24 protein-coding genes are annotated in these 23,314 nt (G+C 72.3%); 6 read left to right on the top strand and 18 right to left on the bottom strand.

The genetic code is table 11. The annotated features are described in order from the left end of the window. Positions 1-100: 100 nt before the first annotated feature. The 9 genes from BLW85_RS08130 to BLW85_RS08095 all read right to left on the bottom strand — a co-directional run bounded on the left by BLW85_RS08130 (position 101) and on the right by BLW85_RS08095 (position 8,297). Positions 101-745: a methyltransferase family protein gene (locus tag BLW85_RS08130; RefSeq protein ID WP_074991697.1), complete on the bottom strand. Its 645-nt coding sequence runs from the start codon at positions 743-745 to the stop codon at positions 101-103. Between the two features lie 138 nt (positions 746-883). Further along, positions 884-2,101, bottom strand: a complete 1,218-nt coding sequence (rocD, locus tag BLW85_RS08125; RefSeq protein WP_074991696.1) for an ornithine--oxo-acid transaminase — start codon at positions 2,099-2,101, stop codon at positions 884-886. Continuing rightward, complete coding sequence (gene ddaH, locus BLW85_RS08120; RefSeq protein ID WP_070028162.1) at positions 2,101-2,910, bottom strand: dimethylargininase; 810 nt, start codon at positions 2,908-2,910, stop codon at positions 2,101-2,103. Before ddaH ends, rocD begins: the two co-directional genes overlap by 1 nt. Positions 2,911-3,154: 244 nt before the next feature. Continuing rightward, the gene (locus tag BLW85_RS08115; RefSeq protein ID WP_070028160.1) at positions 3,155-3,640 is read right to left on the bottom strand and encodes an Lrp/AsnC family transcriptional regulator; all 486 of its coding nucleotides are present in this window, start codon (positions 3,638-3,640) and stop codon (positions 3,155-3,157) included. A 35-nt stretch (positions 3,641-3,675) separates the two neighbouring features. Further along, positions 3,676-3,831: a hypothetical protein gene (locus BLW85_RS39320; protein ID WP_167381392.1), complete on the bottom strand. Its 156-nt coding sequence runs from the start codon at positions 3,829-3,831 to the stop codon at positions 3,676-3,678. A 118-nt stretch (positions 3,832-3,949) separates the two neighbouring features. Beyond that, the gene (locus BLW85_RS08110; RefSeq protein ID WP_070028159.1) at positions 3,950-4,900 is read right to left on the bottom strand and encodes a cytochrome c oxidase assembly protein; all 951 of its coding nucleotides are present in this window, start codon (positions 4,898-4,900) and stop codon (positions 3,950-3,952) included. 157 nt (positions 4,901-5,057) lie between these two features. Continuing rightward, positions 5,058-6,083 (bottom strand): 6-phosphofructokinase, encoded by a 1,026-nt coding sequence (locus BLW85_RS08105; protein ID WP_070028157.1) that lies wholly within the window; start codon positions 6,081-6,083, stop codon positions 5,058-5,060. Between the two features lie 225 nt (positions 6,084-6,308). Continuing rightward, a complete protein-coding gene (locus BLW85_RS08100; protein ID WP_070028154.1) occupies positions 6,309-7,037 on the bottom strand; it encodes a type 1 glutamine amidotransferase in 729 nt (242 codons plus the stop codon). Between the two features lie 21 nt (positions 7,038-7,058). After that, positions 7,059-8,297, bottom strand: a complete 1,239-nt coding sequence (locus BLW85_RS08095; protein ID WP_074991695.1) for a MurT ligase domain-containing protein — start codon at positions 8,295-8,297, stop codon at positions 7,059-7,061. A gap of 152 nt (positions 8,298-8,449) precedes the next feature. Here BLW85_RS08095 and def point away from each other — a divergent pair, with 152 nt between their 5' ends. Continuing rightward, positions 8,450-8,989 carry a peptide deformylase gene (def, locus tag BLW85_RS08090; RefSeq protein WP_070028150.1) on the top strand — a complete coding sequence of 180 codons (540 nt, stop codon included), beginning with the start codon at positions 8,450-8,452 and terminating at the stop codon, positions 8,987-8,989. A gap of 1 nt (position 8,990) precedes the next feature. Here the strand turns inward: def and BLW85_RS08085 are convergent, their stop codons facing one another. Next, complete coding sequence (locus tag BLW85_RS08085) at positions 8,991-9,635, bottom strand: TetR/AcrR family transcriptional regulator (RefSeq protein WP_070028148.1); 645 nt, start codon at positions 9,633-9,635, stop codon at positions 8,991-8,993. 166 nt (positions 9,636-9,801) lie between these two features. Between BLW85_RS08085 and BLW85_RS08080 the strand changes: the two genes are divergently transcribed. Next, positions 9,802-11,031, top strand: coding sequence for an acyl-CoA dehydrogenase family protein (locus BLW85_RS08080; protein WP_070028146.1), 1,230 nt, complete (start codon positions 9,802-9,804; stop codon positions 11,029-11,031). A gap of 84 nt (positions 11,032-11,115) precedes the next feature. Here BLW85_RS08080 and BLW85_RS08075 read toward each other — a convergent pair whose 3' ends face one another. The 8 genes from BLW85_RS08075 to BLW85_RS08040 all read right to left on the bottom strand — a co-directional run bounded on the left by BLW85_RS08075 (position 11,116) and on the right by BLW85_RS08040 (position 19,339). Continuing rightward, positions 11,116-11,661: a cupin domain-containing protein gene (locus BLW85_RS08075; protein ID WP_070028142.1), complete on the bottom strand. Its 546-nt coding sequence runs from the start codon at positions 11,659-11,661 to the stop codon at positions 11,116-11,118. Positions 11,662-11,668: 7 nt separating this feature from the next. Next, the gene (locus BLW85_RS08070) at positions 11,669-12,892 is read right to left on the bottom strand and encodes a cytochrome P450 (RefSeq protein WP_070028140.1); all 1,224 of its coding nucleotides are present in this window, start codon (positions 12,890-12,892) and stop codon (positions 11,669-11,671) included. Beyond that, positions 12,889-13,959, bottom strand: coding sequence for a type III polyketide synthase (locus BLW85_RS08065; protein ID WP_070028138.1), 1,071 nt, complete (start codon positions 13,957-13,959; stop codon positions 12,889-12,891). Before BLW85_RS08065 ends, BLW85_RS08070 begins: the two co-directional genes overlap by 4 nt. 647 nt (positions 13,960-14,606) lie before the next feature. Further along, positions 14,607-14,840, bottom strand: coding sequence for a DUF6213 family protein (locus BLW85_RS08060; protein WP_071828720.1), 234 nt, complete (start codon positions 14,838-14,840; stop codon positions 14,607-14,609). Positions 14,841-14,866: 26 nt separating this feature from the next. Beyond that, on the bottom strand, positions 14,867-16,252 hold the full coding sequence (locus BLW85_RS08055) for an NADP-dependent succinic semialdehyde dehydrogenase (protein WP_074991694.1): 1,386 nt from the start codon (positions 16,250-16,252) through the stop codon (positions 14,867-14,869). A gap of 76 nt (positions 16,253-16,328) precedes the next feature. Then, positions 16,329-16,802 carry an NUDIX hydrolase gene (locus tag BLW85_RS08050; protein WP_074991693.1) on the bottom strand — a complete coding sequence of 158 codons (474 nt, stop codon included), beginning with the start codon at positions 16,800-16,802 and terminating at the stop codon, positions 16,329-16,331. After that, on the bottom strand, positions 16,799-18,337 hold the full coding sequence (locus BLW85_RS08045) for an ATP-dependent DNA ligase (protein ID WP_074991692.1): 1,539 nt from the start codon (positions 18,335-18,337) through the stop codon (positions 16,799-16,801). The genes BLW85_RS08050 and BLW85_RS08045 overlap by 4 nt, the downstream gene beginning before the upstream one ends. Positions 18,338-18,397: 60 nt before the next feature. Then, entirely contained in the window at positions 18,398-19,339 is a 942-nt protein-coding gene (locus BLW85_RS08040) for an NAD(P)/FAD-dependent oxidoreductase (protein ID WP_074991691.1), read from the bottom strand. Between the two features lie 77 nt (positions 19,340-19,416). Between BLW85_RS08040 and BLW85_RS08035 the strand changes: the two genes are divergently transcribed. From BLW85_RS08035 to BLW85_RS08020, 4 genes are all read left to right on the top strand, one after another. Continuing rightward, positions 19,417-19,992: a helix-turn-helix domain-containing protein gene (locus BLW85_RS08035; RefSeq protein ID WP_070028128.1), complete on the top strand. Its 576-nt coding sequence runs from the start codon at positions 19,417-19,419 to the stop codon at positions 19,990-19,992. 92 nt (positions 19,993-20,084) lie between these two features. Continuing rightward, positions 20,085-21,050, top strand: coding sequence for an NADPH:quinone oxidoreductase family protein (locus BLW85_RS08030; RefSeq protein WP_070028127.1), 966 nt, complete (start codon positions 20,085-20,087; stop codon positions 21,048-21,050). Further along, positions 21,047-22,228, top strand: coding sequence for an acyl-CoA dehydrogenase family protein (locus tag BLW85_RS08025; RefSeq protein ID WP_074991690.1), 1,182 nt, complete (start codon positions 21,047-21,049; stop codon positions 22,226-22,228). Before BLW85_RS08030 ends, BLW85_RS08025 begins: the two co-directional genes overlap by 4 nt. Then, entirely contained in the window at positions 22,225-23,298 is a 1,074-nt protein-coding gene (locus BLW85_RS08020) for an acyl-CoA dehydrogenase family protein (protein ID WP_070028125.1), read from the top strand. Before BLW85_RS08025 ends, BLW85_RS08020 begins: the two co-directional genes overlap by 4 nt. Positions 23,299-23,314 lie beyond the last annotated feature (16 nt).

Raw genomic sequence — 23,314 nt, 5'->3', positions numbered from 1 at the left:
GCTCCTCACTCCGGCGGCCCGGCTCGGCCGCGAGGACAGCGTGCTGCCACCGGCCCCGGGCGGCAACCGGACCGGGGAGCTTGGCGCAATCGTTGCCCCGCTACGGCCGGCCGCCGTCGGCGCCGTCCGGATACGTCCGGACGGCGGGGCGTATGCCCGGCAGGAGCGCCGGGACGCGCAGCCGGTAGGCGTCGTAGGCGGCTCCGAACTCGCGCGCCATCAGGGCGTCCTCGACCCGGACCCGGCGCAGCAGCCAGGGGACCGCGACGATCAGGCAGGCGATCCACACGCCGAAGCCGCAGGCCAGCATCCCGCCGGTGATCAGGCCGAGCATGCCGGTGTAGATGGGGTGGCGGACCAGCCGGTACGGGCCGTCCGTGCGCAGTTCGTGGTGGTGCCGGACGGTGGGGACGCTCGCCCACATCGTGCCCAGCACCCAGCGGGACCAGAGCAGCAGGGCCGTGGAGACGACGACCAGCAGCGCGCCGGGCAGAGCGAGTTCGGGCCGCCAGAAGCGGAGGCCGTCCCAGAACCTCCCGGTGAGCCGTATCAGCCCGGCGAACACCACCACGCCCGCGGTCAGCGCCGTCCGGCGCCGCAGGGCCGGCCGCCACGCGCGCGGCCGGCCGCGGGAGCCGGCGCGGCTCCGGATGCCGAAGTAGGCGGCACCGAGGAGCCACGCCGCGAGGAAGACCAGGACGCAGACACCGGTGAGGGCGGCGAGTGCGGGACGCATCGCATTCATGTCCCAAAGGCTGCGCCCCGCACCCCACCCGTCACCAGCACCCACGGGTCGATGGAGACCTCTCCACCCGGAGATGGAGAAGCCCCGACCGAACCCCGAGGGGAGCGTTCCCGGCCGCGGGGACGGAACCCGGTCCGGTCAGCCGAGCACCCGCTCCAGTGCCGCCAGCGCCGAGCCCAGTTCCTCGGCGGTGATCGTCAGCGGCGGGGCCAGGCGGATGGTGGAGCCGTGGGTGTCCTTGGCCAGGATGCCCTCCCGCATCAGACGCTCGCTGATCTCCCGCCCCGTGCCGATCGCCGGGTCGATGTCGACGCCCGCCCACAGACCGCGGGAGCGGAAGCCGAGCACGCCCTTGCCCACCAGCTCGGTCAGCCCGTCCCGCAGGACCACGCCCAGCTCGGCGGCGCGCCGCTGGAACTCGCCGGTCTCCAGCAGTTCGACCACCGCCGTGCCGACCGCCGCCGCGAGCGGGTTGCCGCCGAAGGTCGAGCCGTGCTCGCCCGGGTGCAGCACCCCCATCACCTCGCGCCGGGCCACCACCGCGGACACCGGCACGATGCCGCCGCCGAGCGCCTTGCCGAGCAGCAGCACGTCCGGCACGACGTCCTCGTGCTCGACGGCGAGGGTGCGGCCCGTGCGGCCGAGGCCGGACTGGATCTCGTCCGCGACGAACAGGCACCCCTCGCGCCGGGTCAGCTCGCGCACGCCCGCGAGGTAACCGTCGTCCGGGACGATCACCCCGGCCTCGCCCTGGATGGGCTCGATCAGCACCGCCGCCGTCGTGTCGTCGACCGCCGCCTCCAGCGCCGCCAGGTCGTTGTACGGCACGACCTTGAAGCCCGGAGTGAACGGCCCGAAGCCCGAGCGGGCCGTCTCGTCGGTGGAGAAGCTGACGATCGTGGTCGTACGGCCGTGGAAGTTGTCCGCCGCGACCACGATCGTCGCCCGGTCGGCCGGCACGCCCTTGACGTCGTAGGCCCACTTGCGGGCCAGCTTGATGCCGCTCTCCACGGCCTCCGCGCCGGTGTTCATCGGCAGCACCATGTCCAGGCCGGTCAGCGCCGCGAGCCGTTCGGCGAACTCAGCGAGCCGGTCGTTGTGGAACGCGCGGGAGGTGAGCGTGAGCAGGTCGAGCTGGCGGTGGGCGGCCTCGATCAGGGCCGGGTGCCGGTGGCCGAAGTTGAGCGCCGAGTACCCGGCCAGCATGTCCAGGTAGCGGCGGCCCTCGACGTCCTCCACCCAACTGCCCTCGGCCCGGGCCACGACCACCGGCAGCGGGTGGTAGTTGTGCGCCAGGACCGGCTCCTCCGCACGGATCAGGTCGTCGGACGTACGGGTGCGCGCGGGTGCGGTCATCAGCGGATCTCCTGGGTGCAGCACTTGATGCCACCGCCGGCCTTGTGGAACTCCGACAGGTCGACGGGGACGGGGACGTAACCACGGTCGGCGAGGCGCTCGCACAGCACCTCGGCCTGGGGGGCGATGAACACGTGCCGGCCGTCGGACACCGAGTTCAGGCCCCAGGCGAGCGCGTCCTCGCGGGTGGCCAGCACCGCGTCCGGGAACAGGCGCCGCAGCACCTCGCGGCTGCCCGGCGAGAACGCCTCGGGGTAGTAGCAGACATTGGCGTCGTCCAGCACGAACAGCGCCGTGTCCAGATGGTAGAAGTACGGGTCCACCAGAGTCAGGCCGATCACCGGGTGCCCCAGGAACTCCTGGGCCTCACGGTGCGCCTCGCGGGTGGTGCGGAACCCGGTCCCGGCCAGGATGTACCGGCCCGTCCACACCAGATCGCCCTCGCCCTCGGACACCGCCTCGGGGCGGTACACGTCGTAGCCCGCCGCCTTGAACCAGGTGTCGTAGTGCACCGACTCGGGGCGCCGCTGCGGCGCGTGGAACAGCGAGCCGAAGACCCGGCCCTCGACCACGCACGCCGCGTTGGCCGAGAACACCATGTCCGGCAGGCCCGGCACCGGCTCCAGGGAGTCGACGGTGTGGCCGTGGGCGCGGTAGGTGCGGATCAGCTCCTGCCACTGGTCCCGCGCGAGGTCCACGTCAACCGGCCGGTCGGGGTTCATCCAGGGGTTGATCGTGTACTGCACCGCGAAGTGCCTGGGTTCACAGACAAGGAAGCGCCGAGGGCGCGATTCACGGCTTTCGGACACAGAGGGTTCCCTCCGGTTTCCGTCTGTCACTGATGGGTGACACCAAGGTAGGAACGAAGCCGGACGCGCGACAAGCGAAGAAAGCTGCGCGGATGTGCAGCTTTCCTGCGTAGTACCCGTCTATCACGCAGGCTTTTTGCGCATACTTCTGATCATCCGCCGACGGCCGCCCACACCCCGTTTCCGGGTCCTCCGTGCGCCCTCCGCACGCCCCTTTTCGGGGCGTCGGCGCGCCGTCCGCGGGTCACTCCGGGGCCGCCTGGGTGGCCCCCGCCTCCGGGCTGTCGGGGAGCAGATGGGAGAGCACCATCACGCTGATCGTCTTCCGGATGAACGGCTCGGTGCGGATCCGCTCCAGCACCTCCTCGAAGTGCTCCACGTCCCGCGCCCGCACGTGCAGCAGCGCGTCGGCGCCGCCGGTCACCGTCATGGCCGCCGTGATCTCCGGATGGTTGCGGACGACCTCCGCGAGGCGCCGGGGCGGGGCCGCGCCCTCGCAGTAGACCTCGACGTACGCCTCGGTGCGCCAGCCGAGCGCCGAGGGCCGCACGGTGGCCGTGAACCCGGTGATCACCCCGGTCTCGCGCAGCCGGTCCACGCGCCGCTTGACCGCCGTCGCGGAGAGCCCGATCGCCGCGCCGATCTCGGCGAAGCTGGTCCTGGCGTTCGCCATCAGGGCGGTGGTGATCTTGCGGTCGAGATCGTCGAAGGACGGCGTCCTGCTGTTCATGCGGGCACTGTAATCAGCCGGGACCCGCGACGCGGCTACGGCTGGGTGACGGCCATGGCGAGGGTCAGCAGCCCCAGCACCACCCAGCCGAACCAGAGCCAGCCGTCACCGCCGAGCGCGACCGTGTACGCGGTCACGGCGACGAGCGCGCCGGCCGTGAGCGCGCCCATCGCCTTGGTGGAACCGGGCATCGCGGCAACCCCCCTCATGGTCCGTCCCGACCATGGTGCCCCGGCCGCCGCCCGTAGGGGATACCCCCGACCAGGTCCCCGGATTTCCCCGGAGCCGAGTCCCGGCGGAGCCCGGAACTCAGCCCTGGCGTGTGCTCAGCGAGGCCAGGTAGGCGTTGTACGCCTCCAGCTCCTTGTCGCCGTCCCGGTCCGCCTGCCGGTCCTTGCGCTTGGCCTGGCGCTGCTCGGAGCCGTACCACTGGAACAGCAGCGCGATCAGCACGACCACGGAGGGGACCTCGCTGAAGGCCCAGGCGATGCCGCCGGCCGAGTTCTGGTCGGAGAGGGCGTCGATGCCGAGCGAGGCGGGCGGGTGCAGGAACGTCGTCACCATCGGGGTCGACGCCATCATCAGCGCGATGCCGAAGAACGCGTGGAACGGCATGCCCGCGAACAGCTCCAGCATCCGCATCAGGTGACCCGGCCGGTGCGGACCCGGGTCCACGCCGATGATCGGCCAGAAGAAGACGACACCGACCGCGAGGAAGTGCACCATCATCGCGATGTGCCCGGTCCTCGACCCCATCAGGAAGTCGAACAGCGGGGTGAAGTAGAGCACGTACAGGCTCGCGATGAACATCGGGATGGTGAACAGCGGGTGGGTGATGACCCGCATGTACCGGCTGTGCAGCAGCATCAGCAGCAGCTCGCGCGGGCCCGTGCGGCCCCGGCCCGCGGTCGGCAGCGCGCGCAGCGCCAGCGTGACCGGAGCGCCGAGCAGGATCAGGATCGGCGACAGCATGCTGATGACCATGTGCTGCACCATGTGCACGCTGAACATGACCATCCCGTAGTCGTTCAGCCTGGTGCACATCACCAGCATGATCGTCAGCACACCGGTGACGAACGAGACCGTCCGGGCCATGGACCACGTGTCGCCGCGCCGGCGCAGCCGTACGACCCCCCACCCGTACAGGGCCAGCCCGAGCAGGCAGGTCACCAGGAAGAAGGGTTCGGCCGACCACTGGAGCCCCCGCCCGAGCGTGAACGGTGGCATGTCCATCATCATGCCGTGTCCGCTGTGATCCATGTGACCCATGTGATCCATGCGGCGGCTCCTGATTCGTGGGAGTTGTGCGATTCTGTCCGCCCACAAGAGTAGAGCCGCCCCCGGTCATGCCGATGACCGGGGGCGGGTAGTTCACGGCCGGACCAACGGCCGGGCGCACGGGTGTCACGCAGCCGGGCTAAAGGACGCACTCCGCCTCGTCGTACCGCTCCGTCGGGACCGTCTTCAGGGTCTCCACGGCCTCCGCCAGCGACACCATCACGATCTCCGTGCCGCGCAGCGCCGTCATCATCCCGAACTCGCCCCGGTGCACCGCCTCCACCGCGTGCCAGCCGAAGCGGGTGGCCAGCACCCGGTCGTAGGCGGTCGGGGTGCCGCCGCGCTGCACATGCCCGAGGATGACCGGCCGCGCCTCCTTGCCGAGCCGCTGTTCCAGCTCGACGGAGAGCTGGCGGGCGATGCCGGCGAAGCGCTCGTGGCCGTAGACGTCCTTGCCGCCCTCGTCGAAGTCCATGGTGCCGGCGCGGGGCTTGGCGCCCTCGGCGGCGACCACGATGGCGAAGCGCTTGCCCGCCGCGAACCGGTCGCCGACCTTCCTGGTCAACTCGTCGATGTCGAAGGGCCGTTCCGGTACGACGACGGCGTGGGCGCCGGCCGCCATGCCGGAGTGCAGGGCGATCCAGCCGGTGTGCCGGCCCATGACCTCCACGATCAGCACCCGCTGGTGGGACTCGGCGGTGGTCTTCAGCCGGTCCAGCGCCTCGGTCGCCACGGTCACGGCGGTGTCGAAGCCGAAGGTGACATCGGTGACAGCGATGTCATTGTCGATCGTCTTCGGCACGCCCACGATGGGCAGCCCGCTGTCCGAAAGCAGCCGGGCCGCCTTCAGGGTGCCCTCGCCGCCGATCGGGATGATCGCGTCGAGGCCGAGATCCGCCACGTGTCCCTTGGCCCGCTCGACACCGTCGCGCAGGTGCTCCGGGCGGACCCGGGAGGAGCCGAGGATGGTGCCGCCGCGCGCCAGGATGCCGCCCACGGCGTCCAGGTCGAGCTTCACGGAGTCGCACTCCAGCAGGCCCTTCCAGCCGTCCCGGAAACCGATGACCTCGTCGCCGTGGTCGGCGACGGCACGGTGCACGACGGACCGGATGACGGCGTTCAGGCCGGGGCAGTCGCCGCCGGACGTGAGGACACCAATGCGCATAGCCCGAATTACCTTCTCGAACGTGGGCCGGGAGACCGGACCACGTTGTCCGGCGGATTCCCGATCACCCTACCGGCGTGAGGGGGTGGCTCCGTAGCGGGCGTCCGCCTGCTGGACGCGCCCGCCCAGATGAGCGGACGAGCCGTCAGTCGGGCCCGCCACAAGCCTGCCGGAAACCGCTGAGAAGGTCCTGACGCGCGGCTCGCGGGAGCCGCGCGCCGGTGCCTACGCGGGCTGCTGCGCGGCCGCGATGCGCTCCTCGCGCAGCGCGTCGTACCAGCGGTCGTCGATCGGCGGCAGCGCGTTGACGTCGAGCGCCAGCTTCAGCAGGAGATCGGCGATCAGCGGGTTGCGGGCGAGGACCGGCCCGTGCATGTACGTGCCGAAGACGGTCCCGTTGTAGGCGCCCTCCGTGCCGTCCCCGGTGCCGTTGCCCCGGCCGATCTTGGTCCGGGCGAACGGGCGGGCCGTGGGGCCGAGATGGGTGACGCCCTGGTGGTTCTCGAAGCCGGTCAGCGGGGGCAGTCCGAGCTGCGGGTCGATGTCCGCGAGCACGTCGCCGACGCACCGCTCGCCCTCGCCGCGCACCGAGACGACGTCGAGCAGCCCGAGGCCCGGCTCGCGCTGGCCGAGGTCGTTGATGAACTCGTGGCCGAGGATCTGGTAGCCGGCGCACACCGAGAAGACGATGGCCCCGTTCTGCACCGCCCGCTGGAGGTGCCCGTCACGGCGCAGCCGCTCGGCCGCGAGCCGCTGCGGACGGTCCTCGCCGCCGCCGATCAGATAGATGTCGCCGGAGGTCGGGATCGGCTGGTCGCTGCGCACGTCCAGCCGGGCCACGTCCAGGCCGCGCTGCCGGGCCCGGCGCTCCACGACGAGGGCGTTGCCCTGGTCGCCGTAGGTGCTCAGCAGGTCCGGGTAGATCCACACCAGCCGCAGTTGGTTGTCGCTCATGAGGTGATCGCCCTTCGAAGATCAGTTGCCGACGCGGCGGCGCAGGTCCTGGAACGCGGTGTAGTTCGCGATGACCTCGATCCGGCCCGGCGGGCACAGCTGCACGGCCTGGTCGAGGTTCTCGCAGACCTGGAAGTGCTGGTTGGCCACTTCCAGGCGGACGGCGAGGTCCAGCTTGCGGTCACCGAGCACGAAGATCGGGTGGCCGGTCAGCCGGGTGTAGTCGACGTCCCACAGCCAGGAGGTGTCGGTGCCGTCGGCCCCGCGCGCGTTCACGGACAGGATCACCGGGGCGGGCGGCGGGTCGATCAGGGAGAAGGTCTCCAGCCAGCCGGCCGGGTTCTTGGCCAGCAGCAGCCGCAGGTCCCGGTTCTGGAACTGCACGACGTCATAGCGTCCGGCGACCGCCTGCACCTGGTACATCCGCTCCAGGGCGACCTGCGGCGGCACCCCGAAGACGGCGGCGACGGCCGCGGAGCTGGCCGCGTTGGCCTTGTTGGCGCGGCCCGGCAGCTGGAGGTGGATCGGCCAGGCCGAGCCGTGCGGGTCGAGGACGTGGTCCCCGGACAGCGCCCAGGAGGGCGTGGGCCGGCGGAAGCCGCACTCGCCGCAGAACCAGTCGTCGCCGGGGCGCTGCATCACGCCACCGCAGGACGGGCAGGACCAGGCGTCGTCCTTCCACATCTGCCCGGCCGCGACCCAGATCACGTTCGGGGAGGAGGAGGCGGCCCACACCACCAGCGGGTCGTCGCAGTTGGCGACGACGACCGCCTTGGAGCCGGCCAGGCCCTCGCGCCAGTTCTCGGCGAGCATCCGGGTCTCGGCGGCGCGGTCGAGCTGGTCGCGCGAGAGGTTGAGCAGGGCGATGCACTTGGGGTCGGTGTCCCGGGCCACTCCGGCCAGGTACTTCTCGTCGACCTCTATGACGCCGAACTTGGCGTCCGAGCCGCCCGCGAGCGCCGAGGTGATGCCGGCCGGCATGTTGGCGCCGAGCGCGTTGGACACCACCGGGCCCGCGGCGCGCAGCGCCTCCGCGATCAGCCGGGTGGTGGTGGTCTTGCCGTTGGTGGCGGACACCAGCACGACGTCCAGGTTCTGGGCGAGCCGCGCCAGGAGGTCGGGGTCGAGTCTGAGCGCGACCCGTCCCCCGATCACCGACCCGCTGCCCCGCCCGGCGGCGCGCGATGCCGCAGCGACCGCCTTGCCCGCGGTCACGGCCAGCTTGGCCCGCGGCGTGAGCGGGTCCGAGTTGCCTGCCATCAGTTCTCGATCCTCCTTGCGTACGCGCCGCGCCTGGGGCCATCCGGCAACGTGGTGTGAACCCTCAGCCTATCGAGATCCATTCCCACACCCGAATCCCGGTCGCACCCATGGCGGCGGGCATGAGCTGAACGAACCGTACCCTTGCCGCCATGCGACACGGTTCCATTGCGGGCGCCCACGGGCGCGTCCGGCCCCTCACCCTGCTCGGCGACGGCGGCTTGCGCGAACGATGCGCGGAGGTCACCGACTTCGGCCCCGCGCTCGCGGCGCTCGTGGAGGACCTGTTCGCCACGATGTACGCGGCGCGGGGAGTGGGTCTGGCCGCGAATCAGATCGGGGTGCCCCTGCGGGTGTTCGTCTACGACTGCCCGGACGACGAGGACGTCCGGCATCTCGGCCATGTGGTGAACCCGCGGCTGGTGACGGTGGACGGGATCGTGCTGCGGGGGCCCGAGGGCTGTCTGTCGCTGCCGGGCCTGGAAGCGGGCACGGAGCGGTACGACCACGCGGTGGTCGAGGGTTTCACGGTGACGGGGGAGCCGGTCACCGTCCACGGCACGGGTTTCTTCGCCCGGTGCCTGCAACACGAGTGCGACCATCTGGAGGGCCGGGTCTACGCGGACCGTGTGACGGGGTGGCGGCGGCGCCTGCTGGAGCGGCGGATCCGGCGGGCCTCCTGGAGCCGCTGACTCAGAAGCCGGGTCCGCCCACCCTGTCCCCGGCGGCCGCCAGCCGGCCCCACAGCAGGTCGGCGAGGGAGCGCACCAACTCCGCGCGGGAGCAGGGACGTTCGCCCAGCCACCAGTCGCCGGCGGCGTGCATCATGCCGACGATGCCGTGCCCCCACACCCGGGCGAGCTGCTGGCTGCCGGGGCCGAGGTCCACCCGCTCCTCGATGACCTGGGCCAGGTCCTCGCCCATCCGCCGCAGCAGCGGGGCGCTGTGCTTGCCCACGTCGAAGCCCTGGTCGGTGCCGGTGCTGCCCTCGGCCGGGTGCATCAGGAACCGGTAGACCTGGGGGCGGGCCTCGATGGCGGCGAGGTAGGTGTCCAGCGTGGACTCCACGCGCTCGCGCCGGTCCGCCGGGGCGTCCAGCGCCGCGCGCAGGGAGGACAGCAGCGCGTCGGTGTGCCGCTTGGCGAGGGCGGCGTAGAGCCCGCCCTTGTCGCCGAAGTGGCGGTAGAGGATCGGCTTGGTGATCCCCGCCTCGGCGGCGATCGCGTTCATCGACGCCTGCGGGCCGTCGCGGAGCACCACCCGGTCGGCGGCCTCCAGCAGCTCGCGCCGTCGGCGGTCGGCGGACCGCTGCTGATCGGTCCGCTGCGTGGTGTCCATGTACTCTCCCCACCCGTGCTGAATCGGTGACGCCTGCGCAAACTAACACTGCCCGTGGCCCTGGCATCGAACGGGCTGCCGAGAGGCCATCGCAGGTTGACTTTTCCTACCCGTCGGTAACAGACTCGCGTTACCGCTAGTAACACCGTACGCCGCTGGAGGGGACATGGCCGAGTTCACCATGGAGCTGAACGACGAACAAAAGGAAGTCCGGGACTGGCTCCATGGCTTCGCCGCCGAGGTGATCCGGCCGGCCGCCGCCGAGTGGGACGAGCGCGAGGAGACCCCCTGGCCGGTCATCCAGGAGGCCGCGAAGGTCGGCATCTACTCCCTCGACTTCTACGCGCAGCAGTACTTCGACCCCACCGGCCTCGGCATCCCGATGGCCATGGAGGAGCTGTTCTGGGGCGACGCGGGCATCGCGCTGTCCATCGTCGGCACCGGTCTGGCCGCGGTCGGCGTCCTCGCCAACGGCACCGAGGAGCAGATCGGCACCTGGATCCCGCAGATGTACGGCGACGCCACCGACGTCAAGGTCGCCGCGTTCTGCTCCTCCGAGCCCGACGCCGGCTCCGACGTGGCCTCCCTGCGCACCCGCGCGGTCTACGACGAGGCCAAGGACGAGTGGGTGCTCAACGGCACGAAGACCTGGGCGACCAACGGCGGCATAGCCAACGTCCACGTCGTGGTGGCCAGCGTCGACCCGGAGCTGGGGTCCAAGGGCCACGCCTCCTTCATCGTCCCGCCGGGCACGCCGGGCCTCACGCAGGGCCAGAAGTTCAAGAAGCACGGCATCCGCGCCTCGCACACCGCCGAGGTCGTCCTCGACGACGTCCGCGTCCCCGGGTCCTGCCTGCTCGGCGGCAAGGAGAAGCTGGACGAGCGCCTCGCGCGCGCCCGCGAGAAGGCGAAGGCCCAGGGCGGCGAGCGGGTGAAGAACGCGGCGATGGCCACGTTCGAGGCGTCGCGCCCGGCGGTCGGGGCGATGGCCGTGGGCACCGCGCGGGCCGCCTACGAGGTCGCCCTCGACTACGCCAGGACCCGGGAGCAGTTCGGGCGGCCGATCATCGACAACCAGGGCGTCGCCTTCCAGCTGGCGGACATGCGGACGCAGATCGACGCCGCGCGGCTGCTGGTGTGGCGGGCTTCGTGGATGGCGATCAACGGGAAGCCGTTCACCGCGGCCGAGGGGTCGATGTCCAAGCTCTTCGCCAGCGAGACCGCGAAGAAGGTGACCGCGCAGGCGATCCAGATCCTCGGCGGGAACGGGTACACCCGCGAGTACCCGGTGGAGCGCATGCACCGGGACGCGGCCATCTACACCATCTTCGAGGGGACCAGCGAGATCCAGCGGCTGGTCATCGCGCGGACGCTGTCCGGGATGTCCATTCGCTGACGTCACCGTCGAACCGGGCGGCCGGCCGCGATCCGTCGATCGCGGCCGGCCGCCCGGTCCCCCCGCCCTTCGGGGTGACCGTGGTCACCGGTGCCGGAGCGGCGTGAGCTGCTCGATGTCGTACTTCAGTCGCAGCGCCTCGATCGCCTCCTGGTCGGGCGGTCCGCCGTCGCCCAGGATCTCCAGCAGCTCCTCGAAGTAGCGCTCGTGGTCGGGGGGCGGGCTCGCCTGGAAGAACATCTTGGCGGGACTGTCCGTCGGGTTGGCGAACGCGTGCGGGCAGCCGGGGGGTACGACGATGACGGTGCCCGGCGTCGCCCGGACCACCCTGTTGCCCGAACTCGACTCCCACTTCTTCCAGTTGTCGGGGGTACGGATGCGGGGCTCGAAGGCGAGCACGTCCAGCTCGCCCTCCAGGACGTAGAACAACTCCTCGCTGCGGGTGTGCACATGGGCACCGACGTCGAAGCCCGGCGGGACCTCCACCTCGAAGGTGGAGGCCATCCGTGAGTGCACGCCGGTGACCTTGTACGTGACCCGCTGTGCGGGCGTCTCCACCACCCGGCCGTGGCCCGGCGGGACGAGCAGCCCGTCGACCGATGCCGATGTCAGTCCTTCGATCGTCGTCATCGCGGCCTCACCACATCACGGGCAGGGCCTCGGGACCACGGATCAGCGCGCCCTTCCTGAAGGGCACCTCATCGGGCGGCACGGCCAGCTTCAGGCCCGGTACCCGGTCCAGCAGGGCGTCGACGATCAGCTCGGACTCCAGCCGGGCGAGCTGACCGCCCGGGCAGTAGTGCGGCCCGAAGCCGAAGGAGACATGCGGGTTGGGGCTGCGGGTGACGTCGATCGTCTCCGGATCGGGGAAGACCTCCGGGTCGCGGTTGGCGGCCAGGTAGGAGACGTAGACCGCGTCGCCCGCGCGGATCCGCACGCCCCTGATCTCGACGTCCTCCAGGGCGATCCGGGACAGGCCGACCGCGTTGCGGTGCGGGATGTACCGCAGCAATTCGTCGATGGCCCGGGGGCGGATCGCCGGCTCGTAGCGCAGCCGTTCGGCCAGCTCGGGGCGGGTCAGCAGCAGATAGACCATCTGCCCGCTGTTGTTGGTGACCGCCTCGCCGCCGATCTGGAGCAGCACGGCGAGCCCGACGGCCTCCTCCAGGGTGACCTCGCCCAGGCCCACGGCGGCGCCCAGCAGCGAGGCGACGTCCTCGTCCGTGCTGTCCACGCGCCGCCCGACGAGGTCGCGGAAGTACGCGCTCATCTCGCGCTTGGCCCGCTCGCTGACCTCCTTGCCGTGCGCGGACGACAGGATCAGCTGGGTCCACTCGTGCATGTCGTGCCGGTCGGCCGCCGGAACGCCCATCAGCTCGCAGATCACCGCGATGGGGAACGGGCTGAGGACCGCCGCCGTCAGGTCGGCGGGCGGGCCGTCGGCCAGGAGCCGGTCGACCATCTCGTCCAGCGTGGCGCGGGCCTTGTCGCGCACCCGCTCCACGCCCTTCGCGGTGAACGCCGCGGTGACCGAACGGCGCAGCCGGGTGTGGTCGGGCGGGTCCAGGAAGCCGACCGCGCCCCGGTCGGGTATGAAGTGCGGGGCCAGCCGGGTGACCGGCTTGTCCATGACCGCCTCACGGCCGAAGCGGGGGTCGTTGGTCACCATCCGCACATCGTCGTAGCGGGTGACCAGCCACGCCCAGCCCTCGCCGTTGGGCAGCTGGACGCGGGTGACCGGGCCCTCGGCCATCAGCTCCCTGAGCACCGGGTCGAAGTCCGTCCCGGTCAGGTCGAGCGCCGGCCAGTACCGGACCGGCGGCACGGCCTCGCTGAGCGTCGCCTCCTCGGTCTCGGTCATCGCCCGCCCCCGCCCTCGTCCCCGTCGCTCCAGCGGCCCACCGTCATCTCGGCCGTGATGCCGGGGCCGAAGCCGGCGAGCAGTCCGCGCGCCCCCTTCTCGGCGCCGCCCTCGTCGAACAGCCGGCGCAGCGCGTCCAGGACGACGGCGCTGGCGATGTTGCCGTACTCGGTGAGCGTGGACCGGCTGAACCGGAATGCGTGCGGCTCGACCTCCAGGAACTTGCTGAGGTCGTCGAGGATGCGGGGGCCGCCGGCGTGGATGATGTAGAAGTCCAGGTCGGTGGCGTCCCAGCCGTGGTTGCCCGCCAGGTCCTTGAGCGCCGGGGCGAGCGGTTCCATGGTGGTGGGCACCCGCTTGTCCAGCAGGAAGTGGAACCCGGTGGCCCGCACGTCGTAGGCGATCCAGTCCTCGGTCTTCGGGATCAGGTAGGAGCCGTTGCGCTCCAGCCGGACGCCCTTGCCGCCGCGTCCACGCACCACGGCGGCGGCGATGCCGTCACCGAACAGGCCGTTGGACAGCAGCGAGCCGACGCCGAGGTCGGTGGGCTGGTAGCACAGCGAGCAGAACTCGCAGGCCACGATCAGCGCGTTGGCGTTGGGGTACGCCGTGCAGAAGTCGTGGGCCCGGTTGATCGCGGCGCCGCCGGCCGCGCAGCCCAGCTGGGCGATGGGGAGTTGGCGGGTGGTGCTGTCGAAGTCCATCTCGTTGATCAGCCAGGCCGTGAGCGAGGGCATCATGAAGCCCGTGCACGACACGTAGATGATCACGTCGATGTCGGTGGTGAGCAGCTCGGCGTCGTCCAGCGCCCGCTGGATCACCGCGGGGACCCGGGCCTTCGCCTCGGACTCGTAGAGCTTGTTGCGGTCCTCGAAGCCGGGGTGCTTGAGGGTCTCCTCGATGGGCTGCACGATGTGCCGGGTCTTCACGCCGGTGTTCTCGATGAGCCGCAGTGCCAGCGCCAGTTGAGGGTGGTCGGCGTGGCGCGAGCGCGCCAGCTCCAGCGTCTCCTCCATCGTGATCACGTGCTCCGGGACCGACACCGATGGTCTGCACAAAGTCGCCATGAACCGTCCCTGCTTTCCGCGTGTCCGGTGGGCCTTCACCCACCGGTCAGAAGGTGGTTCACCTCAGGAGGTGCTTCACCCACCGTCACCCGGGGGGACGAGTATCTCGCGTTGGGTTACTCCGAATCGGGGACGCCGCGTCAGTCCCGAAGGAGGACTTCCGAGGCCGGACGAGCGAAAAAACCACGCCGGCCGTTAGCGAGAAAGACCTGCTGGGGAGCGCCGTCGGGGCCGTCGGTCCGGTCCCCTCGGTCACCCCGTCGTACCGCTCGCCGAACGCGGCGCGCGCCGACACCGGAGAACGTCGCCCACGGGCAGGCCCCCGAGCCCGCTGCCAGGCCCGTCCGGCCTGGCTCGCCCTAAAGGCGTCCCCGCCGACGCGGTCGTGGCGCCGGCCGTCAACTTCGCAGCCTGGGACGGCCATTGCGCCCGGACCGCCACGGGTCCGCTCACCCGCTACCCGCTACGGCTTCCCGGACACCACCTGCGCCTTCTTCGGCCTCTTCGCCGGGCCGTCGCCCGAGCCGGAGCGGCGGGCGACGGCGGCGGTCAGGCGGCCCTGGGGCGCCGGGACGTCCGACAGGGAGCGGGCCCGTGCGTACGGGGGACCGCTACGAACGTACGAGGGGGTGTTCCGGGGCGGGCTCCTACGGCGGGCCGCTGCTGTGCGCGATGCACGCCACGTCGATCCGGTCCGCCAGCTTCGCCAGCTCGATCGTCAGCGCGGCGACGGTGTCCTCGTCCAGCCCTCGCTCCCCGGCCTCGACCAACCGCAGCCAGCGCCCGCCCACGGTCCGCAACAACTTGCTCACATCGGCCGCGGCCACCTGCAAGGTCCCGCGGTCGTCGACGATCAGAGGCAGAGTCACTTCGCGGTTCACAAAAGGGGATGGTAGACCCGCAGCCGTCACGCACTCTGCCAAACCGTCGTGATGTTGCAGAACTCCCGGATTCCGTGCCCGGACAGCTCACGGCCGTACCCCGACCGCTTCACGCCGCCGAAGGGGAACGCCGGGTGCGAGGCGGTCATCCCGTTGACGTACACCGCCCCGGCCTCCAGGTCCCGCGCGAACCGCTCGATCTCGCTCTCCTCCCGCGTCCAGACGTTCGAACTCAGGCCGAACGGCGAGTCGTTGGCGATGAGCAGCGCCTCTTCCAGGTCGTCGGCCCGGTACAGCGTTGCCACCGGTCCGAAGGCCTCCTCGCGGTGGATGCGCATCTCCCGGGTGATGCCGGCGAGCACGGTCGGCGGGTAGTACCAGCCCGGTCCGTCCGGCCGCTCGCCGCCGCACAGCACCCGCGCCCCGCTGCGCCTGGCGTCGTCGACCAGCTCCTCCAGGTCCTTGCGCCCCTGCTCGCTGGAGAGCGGCCCGACCTCGGTGTCCTCCTCCAGCGGGTCGCCGACCTTCAGCGCCTTCATGCCCGCGACGAACCGCTCGGCGAAGGCGTCGTAGACGTCGGTGTGCACGATGAACCGCTTGGCGGCGATGCAGGACTGCCCGTTGTTCTGCACGCGCGCGGTCACGGCGACCTGGGCCGCGCGGTCGATGTCGGCGGAGGGCAGCACGACGAAGGGGTCGCTGCCGCCCAGCTCCAGCACCGTCTTCTTGATCATCTCCCCGGCGGTGGAGGCGACCGCGCGCCCGGCGGGCTCGCCGCCCGTGAGGGTGGCCGCCCTGACCCGCTCGTCGCGCAGGATGTCGTCCGCCGCGGCGGAGCCGATCAGCAGTGTCTGGAAACAGCCCTCGGGGAAGCCCGCCCGGTGGAACAGGTCCTCCAGGTAGAGGGCGGTCTGGGGGACGTTGGAGGCGTGCTTGAGCAGTCCCACGTTGCCCGCCATCAGCGCGGGCGCGGCGAACCGGACCACCTGCCACAGCGGGAAGTTCCACGGCATCACCGCGAGCACGGGGCCCAGCGGGCGGTAGCGGACCCGCACCCGGCTCGCCCCGGAGTCCTCTACGTCGGCCGCGGCGGGCTCCTCGTCGGCGAGCAGGGCCTCGGCGTGCTCGGCGTACCAGCGCATGGCCTTGGCGCACTTCGCGGCCTCCGCGCGGGCCTGCTGGACGGGCTTGCCCATCTCGGTGGTCATGACCCTGCCGATTTCCTGCCGGTCCTCGTCCAGCAGGTCGGCGGCCTTGTTCAGCAGCCGGGCGCGCTCGGCGAACGTGGTCGTCCGGTACGTGCGGAACGTGGCCTCGGCGAGCTGGAGCCGGCGTTCCAGCTCCTCCTCGCCCATGGGCTCGTACGTCTTGAGCGTCTCGCCGTTCGCCGGGTTCACCGTCGCGATGGGCATGGCTGACCTCCCTGGGAGCGGGCTGTGCTTAGACCTTCGCGCGCGGCCCGTCCGAGCGCAACGCCAGGTCGCTGTTTCAGGCCGAGTGCTCCGCCAGCCGGTCGAGAAACTCCGCCTGTGCCGTGATGATCACCTCACGGGCCCGCTCCAGCCCGAGCCAGGCCACCCGGTCCAGCTCGGGGAACTCCTGGCGCCGGCCCGAGCGCGGGGGCCACTCCATGGTGAAGGTGCCGGGGGTGAAACCGGCCAGGTCCGGGTCGCCCGCCACCGCCCAGGCCGTGACGACCTTGCCGTTCTTCTGCACGACCTCGCCCAGCGGTACCGCCTCCCCGTCGGGCGGCGTGAGGCCCAGCTCCTCCCGGAACTCGCGCCGGGCGGCCTCCCAGGCGGGCTCGTCGCCCTCGTACTCGCCCTTGGGCACGGTCCAGGCGCCGGCCTCCTTCTTCGCCCACAGCGGTCCGCCCATATGGCCGAGCAGCACCTCGATCCCCCCGGGCGCGGGCCGGAACACCAGCAGCCCCGCACTGCGCTTCGTCCTTCGCACCGTCACGGTGTGACCTCCGGGTGGGCCGCGAGCAGGGCCTCCACCGTATCGGCCTCCTCGGGCCTCTTGTCCTCGCGGTAGCGCAGCACGCGGGCGAAGCGCAGGGTGACGCCGGCCGGGTAGCGGGAGGAGCGCTGGAGGCCGTCGTAGGCGATCTCCACGACGAGTTCGGGGCGGACCCGGACCGTCCAGCCGTCGTCCTCGACCGCCAGTTCCCCGAGCCGCTCGGTCTGCCAGTCGAGCATCGCGTCCGTCATGCCCTTGAAGGTCTTGCCGAGCATCGCGAAGCCGCCGTCGGCGGTGCGCGCGCCGAGATGGAGGTTGGAGAGTTTCCCGGTGCGCCTGCCGTGACCCCGTTCGGCGGCCAGGACCACCAGGTCGAGGGTGTGCACGGGCTTGACCTTGAGCCAGGCGGCGCCGCGCCGGCCGGCGCTGTACGGCGCGTCCAGCGACTTGACCACCACGCCCTCGTGGCCCCGGGCCAGGGTCTCGGCGAGGAACCGTTCCGCCTCGGGGATGTCCCGCGGCCCCCCGGCCACCGTGCGCCGCACCCGCATCGGCTCGGGCACCAGCCGGGCCAGCTCCGCGTGCCGCTCGGCGAACGGCAGGTCGAGCAGATCACGGCCGTCGACGGCGAGCACGTCGAAGAAGACGGGGGAGACCGGGACCTGTCCGGCGGCCCGCGCCACGTCGGTACGGGAGCCGACCCGGCCCGCCGTCTCCTGGAAGGAGCGGGGCCGCCCGGCCGCGTCGAAGGAGATCACCTCGCCGTCCAGGATGAACCGCTCGCCCCTCAACTCCAGTGCGGCGGCGGTCACTTCGGGCAGCCGGGCGGTGATGTCGTCCAGCGTGCGGGTGTGCACGCGCACCGAGTCGCCGTCCCGGTGCACCTGCACCCGGATGCCGTCCAGCTTCTCCTCCACCGCGCAGGCGCCCAGTTTGCCCACCGCCTCGGCGACGGAGGAGGCGCTGTGCGCCAGCATCGGCAGCACCGGGCGGCCCACGGTGAGCCGGAACCGGTCGAGCGCGGCGGTCCCCTCGCCCAGCAGGGCCCGCGCGACCGTCTGGAGCGAGCCCGACAGCATCACCGCCCGCCGTACGTCGTGCGGGTCCGCGCCGGTCGCCCGTGCCAGGCCCTCCACCGCGACGGCGTCCAGCGCGCCCTGGCGGACCTCACCGGTGAGCAGGCCGCGCAGGAAGCGCTGCTCCGGCTCGGTGGCCGCGCCCAGCAGCTCGCCGACCAGCCGGGCGCGCTCCGCCTGGGAGCCGGGTCCGGAGACCTTGCCCAGGTCGGTGAGGAGCGCGTCCACCTCGCGGACGGTGAGCACCGGTTCGGCGGCGGGCGGCACCGGGCGGCCCAGCACCTTCCAGCCGACGCCGAGCCGGCCCTGCGGCAGCCGTCCCGCCAGATAGGGGATGACGACCGGCACGTCCTCCGCGTCCGCCTCGCGGAACAGCTCCGCGAGCAGCCCGATCTTCCGCGATCGCGCCGCCGTGGCGGCGACCTCACCCGACACCTGCGCGAGCCGACTCAGCAACATGCCCTCAGAGTGCACCGCGCGGGCGGCCCCGACACCTGCGCCCGGCACCCGAGAGCGGCGCTACCCCAGAGCCGCGTCCAGGTCGGCGAACAGCAGCTCCCCGTTGATCGCCGCGCCCGCCCGGTACCCCCGGCTCGCCGCGTTGACCACCTGCTCGGCGAAGCCGCTCGCGTTGCCCGCCGCCCACAGTCCGGGCACGGTCGTCAGGCCCCGCTCGTCGATCACCGGGTAGGCGCCGAAGGGCGTCTCGCGCAGTTCGGCGCCCAGCCGGACGAACAGTTCGTTCCGCGGCACGGGCCGCGGCGCGGCGTACAGCACCTCGCGGTCGTGCACCGTGCCGTCGGCGAGGCGTACGCCGGTGAGCCGGTCGTCGGCGACGACGAGCCCCGCGACCTCCCCGGGCACCACCTCGACCCCGGCGACGGCGAGCCGCCGCAGGTCCTCGTCCGCCAGCTCCGCCTCCGGCACGCGGTGCAGGAACAGCCGGACGTCCTTCGACCACTGCGTGACCATCAGCGCCTGGTGGACGCTGAGCGCCGACGTGGCGAGCACTCCGGTCGGCAGGTCGCGGGCCTCCCAGCCGTGGCAGTACGGGCAGTGCAGCACATCCCGGCCGAACCGTTCGGCCAGCCCCGGCAGCGGCGGCAGCTCGTCGCGCAGCCCGGTGGCGACCACCAGCTGCCGGGCCCGCGCGGTGTCCCCGCCCGCGAGGACGACGGTGAAGCCGTCCTCGTCACGGCTCGCGTCCACGACCCGGTCGCGGACCAGCTCCACCCCGTACCGGGCGATCTCCTCCCGGCCCGCGGTCAGGAAGTCCGCCGGGGACATGCCGTCCCGGGTCAGATAGCCCTGCATGTGGGGGGACGGCGTGTTGCGCGGCTCGCCCGCGTCCACGACCAGCGTCCGGCGCCGGGCCCGGCCCAGCACCAGCGCGGCGGACAGCCCGGCCGCCCCGCCGCCGACGACGATCACCTCGTGGCGCGCGGCCATGTTCTCGGTCATGTGACCACCTCCGCCCCCGACGGTCGCCCGAAGCCCGCGGGATTGACAAACATCTTTGCCGAAACTGCAATGGACTCATGGGTACCGAAGACGTTCTGGCGGAGGTGGGTCCCCGGCTGCGGCGGATCCGCAAGGAGCGGGAGGTGACGCTGGCCGCGCTGTCCGAGGCCACCGGCATCTCCGTGAGCACGCTGTCCCGGCTGGAGTCCGGGCTGCGCAAGCCCAGCCTGGAGTTGCTGCTGCCGATCGCCCAGGCCCACCAGGTCCCGCTGGACGAACTGGTCGGCGCCCCGCCGGTCGGCGATCCCCGGGTGCGGGCCGAGCCCGTGCGGCGGTACGGCCGCACGTTCTGGCCGCTGACCCGCCAGCCCGGCGGCCTCCAGGCCTTCAAGGTGCTCGAACCCAGACGCCAGGAGGAGCCGGACCCGCGCACCCACGAGGGGTACGAGTGGCTGTACGTGCTCTCCGGGCGGCTGCGGCTGGTGCTCGGGGAGCACGACGTGGTGCTGTCGGCCGGGGAGGCGGCCGAGTTCGACACCCGGGTGCCGCACTGGTTCGGGTCGACGGGGGAGGGGCCGGCGGAGTTCCTGAGCCTGTTCGGGCCGCAGGGGGAGCGGATGCATGTGCGGGCGCGCCCGGCGGCGCCGAGGTGAGCCCTCCACGGGGGGTGTTCCCTCACGGGCAAGCGACCGCTTAGTATGCGGGCGGAACCCGGTCGGACGATGCGGTCGCGTGGAGGCCCCGTATGCAGGCATGGCAGGTGCACGAGAACGGCGAGCCCGACGAGGTGATGCGTCTCGCCGAGACCGCGCGGCCCACCCCGGGCGACGGGCAGGTGCTGCTGCGGGTGCGGGCGGCGAACGTCAACTTCCCGGACGCGCTGCTGTGCCGGGGGCAGTACCAGGTGCGCCCGCCGCTGCCGTTCACCCCGGGCGTGGAGATCTGCGGCGAGACCGAGGACGGCCGCCGGGTGATCGCCACCCCGGCGCTGCCGTACGGCGGCTTCGCCGAGTACACCGTCGCGGACGAGGCGGCCGTGCTGCCCGCACCCGAGGCGCTGGACGACGCGGAGGCCGCCGCCCTGCACATCGGCTACCAGACCGGCTGGTTCGGACTGCACCGGCGGGCGCGGCTGGAGGCGGGCGAGACCCTGCTGGTGCACGCCGCGGCCGGTGGTGTGGGCAGCGCCGCCGTGCAGCTCGGCAAGGCGGCCGGCGCCACCGTCATCGGTGTGGTCGGCGGCGCCGAGAAGGCCGCCGTCGCCCGGGAACTGGGCTGCGACGTGGTGGTGGACCGGCGCACCGAGGACGTCGTCGCCGCCGTCAAGGAGGCCACCGGCGGGCGCGGCGCCGATGTGATCTACGACCCGGTCGGCGGCGAGGCCTACGCCCAGTCCGCCAAACTGGCCGCCTTCGAGGGCCGCATCCTGGTCGTCGGCTTCGCCGGCGGTACCATCCCCACCCCGGCGCTCAACCACGCCCTGGTGAAGAACTACTCGATCGTCGGCCTGCACTGGGGCCTGTACAACACCAAGAACCCCAAGCTGGTCCTGCGCTGCCACGAGCAGCTGACCGAACTGGCCGCGCGCGGCGCGATCAAGCCGCTGGTGAGCGAGCGGGTGCCGCTGGCCGGGGCCGCGGCCGCCGTGCAGAAGGTGGCGGCGGGCCGTACCACCGGCCGGGTCGCCGTGGTCCTGGAGGGAGCGTCGTGAGCCGCGCCGACGAACTTGCCGACCGCACACGGGAGTTCCTCGCCGCACACCCGCCGGAGCACACCGAACGGCTGGACTTCCTGCGCGCCCGCTTCGACGCCGGGCTCGCCTGGGTGCACTACCCGCAGGGGCTGGGCGGCCTCGGCGCGCCGCGCTCGCTCCAGGCGGCCGTGGACGCGGAGCTGGCGGCGGCGGGCGCCCCGGACAACGACCCGCGGCGGATCGGCATCGGACTCGGGATGGCCGCGCCCACGATCCTCAAGTACGGCACCGAGGAGCAGAAGCGGCGCTTCCTGCGACCCCTGTGGACCGGCGAGGAGGTCTGGTGCCAGCTGTTCAGCGAGCCGGGCGCCGGCTCCGACCTGGCCGCGCTCGGCACCCGGGCGGTCCGGGACGGCGACGAGTGGGTGGTCGACGGGCAGAAGGTGTGGACCTCCAGCGCCCACCTGGCCCGCTGGGCCATCCTGATCGCCCGCACCGACCCGGACCTGCCCAAGCACCAGGGCATCACCTACTTCGTCTGCGACATGACCGACCCCGGTGTCGAGGTGCGGCCGCTGCGGCAGATCACCGGTGAGGCCGAGTTCAACGAGGTCTTCCTCATCGGCGTCCGTATCCCCGACACCCGCCGCCTCGGCGAGGTCGGCGAGGGCTGGCGGGTCGCCCAGACCACGCTGATGAACGAGCGCGTCTCCATCGGCGGCATGCGGCTGCCCCGTGAGGGCGGCATGATCGGCCCGGTCGCCCGGACCTGGCGCGAACGGCCCGAGGCGCGCACCCACGACCTGCACCAGCGGCTGCTGAGGCTCTGGGTGGAGGCCGAGGTCGCCCGGTTCACCGGCGAGCGGCTGCGCCAGCAGCTGGTCGCGGGCCAGCCCGGACCCGAGGGCTCCGGCATGAAGCTCGCCTTCGCCCGCCTCAACCAGGAGATCAGCGGCCTGGAAGTGGAACTCCGGGGCGAGGAAGGCCTGTTGTACGACGACTGGACCATGCGCCGCCCCGAACTGGTGGACTTCACCGGCCGCGACGCCGGCTACCGCTATCTGCGGGCCAAGGGCAACAGCATCGAGGGCGGGACCAGCGAGGTCCTGCTCAACATCGTCGCCGAGCGCGTCCTCGGGCTGCCCGCCGAGCCGCGCACCGACAAGGACGTCGCCTGGAAGGACCTGGCCCGATGACCGACCTGCTGTACTCGGAGGAGGAAGAGGCGCTGCGGGCCGCCGTGCGGGACCTGCTCACGGACCACTGCGCCGCGGCCGACGTCATCGCCCGGATCGAGTCCGGCACCCCGCACGACCTCGATCTGTGGAAGTCCCTCGCCGGGAGCATGGGCCTCGCCGGACTCCTGATCCCCGAGGAACAGGGCGGGCAGGGCGCCTCCCACCGGGAAGTCGCCGTCGTCCTGGAGGAGTTGGGGCGGGCCGTCGCTCCGGTGCCGTATCTCGCGAGTGCGGTCGTGGCCACCGAGGCCCTGCTCGCCTGCGGCGACGCGGAGCTGCTCGGCCGGCTGGCCACCGGGCGCACCATCGGCGTGCTGGCGGTCGGGCTGCACGTGGCCCCGGGCGCCGAGGTGCGCACGGTCCGGGTCGAAGACGGCGTGCTGCACGGCGAGTTGACCGGCATCGCGGACGCCACCGCCGCGGACGTGCTGCTGGTACCGGCCGACGACGGCGGACTGTACGCCGTGGCCGCCGACGCGGTGACCCGCACCCCGGTGCCCTCCCTCGACCTCACCCGGCCGCTCGCCACCGTCACCCTCGACGGCGCGCCCGGCCGCCGGGTCGGTGACACCGCACCCGCCGTGCGGCGCGCGCTGCGGGCCGCCGCCGGACTCCTCGCCTCCGAACAACTGGGCGTGGCCGACTGGGCGTTGACGGAGACGGTGCGCTACCTCAAGGAGCGCAAGCAGTTCAACCGGCCGGTCGGCGGATTCCAGGCGCTCAAGCACCGGCTCGCCCAGCTCTGGCTGGAGGTGGTCAGTCTGCGGGCCGCCGCCCGTGCCGCCGCCGACGCGCTGGCCACGGGGGAGGACGCCGACATCACGGTGGCCGTCGCCCAGGCCTACGCCGCCCCGGTCGCCGTCCACGCCACCGAGGAGGCGCTCCAGCTGCACGGCGGGATCGGCATGACCTGGGAGCACCCCGTGCACCTGTATCTCAAGCGGGCCAAGGCCGGCTCCCTCGCCTACGGCACCGCGGGCGCCCACCGCGAGGCGCTGGCCGAACTGGTCGACCTGCGGGCGCCCTGAGCCGCACCGCCGAGAC

This window comes from Streptomyces misionensis (genome assembly GCF_900104815.1).
GTDB lineage: Bacteria > Actinomycetota > Actinomycetes > Streptomycetales > Streptomycetaceae > Streptomyces > Streptomyces misionensis.
The sequence above is the reverse complement of the archived record's forward strand: the minus strand, read 5'-3'. Positions and strand labels throughout refer to the sequence as shown.

Excerpts from the sequence above, each read along its gene's own strand:
- BLW85_RS08130 (WP_074991697.1), bottom strand. The coding sequence starts at position 745 with ATGAATGCGATGCGTCCCGCACTCGCCGCCCTCACCGGTGTCTGCGTC.
- rocD (WP_074991696.1), bottom strand. The coding sequence starts at position 2,101 with ATGACCGCACCCGCGCGCACCCGTACGTCCGACGACCTGATCCGTGCG.
- BLW85_RS08115 (WP_070028160.1), bottom strand. The coding sequence starts at position 3,640 with ATGAACAGCAGGACGCCGTCCTTCGACGATCTCGACCGCAAGATCACC.
- BLW85_RS39320 (WP_167381392.1), bottom strand. The coding sequence starts at position 3,831 with ATGCCCGGTTCCACCAAGGCGATGGGCGCGCTCACGGCCGGCGCGCTC.
- BLW85_RS08110 (WP_070028159.1), bottom strand. The coding sequence starts at position 4,900 with ATGGATCACAGCGGACACGGCATGATGATGGACATGCCACCGTTCACG.
- BLW85_RS08105 (WP_070028157.1), bottom strand. The coding sequence starts at position 6,083 with ATGCGCATTGGTGTCCTCACGTCCGGCGGCGACTGCCCCGGCCTGAAC.
- BLW85_RS08100 (WP_070028154.1), bottom strand. The coding sequence starts at position 7,037 with ATGAGCGACAACCAACTGCGGCTGGTGTGGATCTACCCGGACCTGCTG.
- BLW85_RS08095 (WP_074991695.1), bottom strand. The coding sequence starts at position 8,297 with ATGGCAGGCAACTCGGACCCGCTCACGCCGCGGGCCAAGCTGGCCGTG.
- def (WP_070028150.1), top strand. The coding sequence starts at position 8,450 with ATGCGACACGGTTCCATTGCGGGCGCCCACGGGCGCGTCCGGCCCCTC.
- BLW85_RS08085 (WP_070028148.1), bottom strand. The coding sequence starts at position 9,635 with ATGGACACCACGCAGCGGACCGATCAGCAGCGGTCCGCCGACCGCCGA.
- BLW85_RS08080 (WP_070028146.1), top strand. The coding sequence starts at position 9,802 with ATGGCCGAGTTCACCATGGAGCTGAACGACGAACAAAAGGAAGTCCGG.
- BLW85_RS08075 (WP_070028142.1), bottom strand. The coding sequence starts at position 11,661 with ATGACGACGATCGAAGGACTGACATCGGCATCGGTCGACGGGCTGCTC.
- BLW85_RS08070 (WP_070028140.1), bottom strand. The coding sequence starts at position 12,892 with ATGACCGAGACCGAGGAGGCGACGCTCAGCGAGGCCGTGCCGCCGGTC.
- BLW85_RS08065 (WP_070028138.1), bottom strand. The coding sequence starts at position 13,959 with ATGGCGACTTTGTGCAGACCATCGGTGTCGGTCCCGGAGCACGTGATC.
- BLW85_RS08055 (WP_074991694.1), bottom strand. The coding sequence starts at position 16,252 with ATGCCCATCGCGACGGTGAACCCGGCGAACGGCGAGACGCTCAAGACG.
- BLW85_RS08045 (WP_074991692.1), bottom strand. The coding sequence starts at position 18,337 with ATGTTGCTGAGTCGGCTCGCGCAGGTGTCGGGTGAGGTCGCCGCCACG.
- BLW85_RS08040 (WP_074991691.1), bottom strand. The coding sequence starts at position 19,339 with ATGACCGAGAACATGGCCGCGCGCCACGAGGTGATCGTCGTCGGCGGC.
- BLW85_RS08035 (WP_070028128.1), top strand. The coding sequence starts at position 19,417 with ATGGGTACCGAAGACGTTCTGGCGGAGGTGGGTCCCCGGCTGCGGCGG.
- BLW85_RS08030 (WP_070028127.1), top strand. The coding sequence starts at position 20,085 with ATGCAGGCATGGCAGGTGCACGAGAACGGCGAGCCCGACGAGGTGATG.
- BLW85_RS08020 (WP_070028125.1), top strand. The coding sequence starts at position 22,225 with ATGACCGACCTGCTGTACTCGGAGGAGGAAGAGGCGCTGCGGGCCGCC.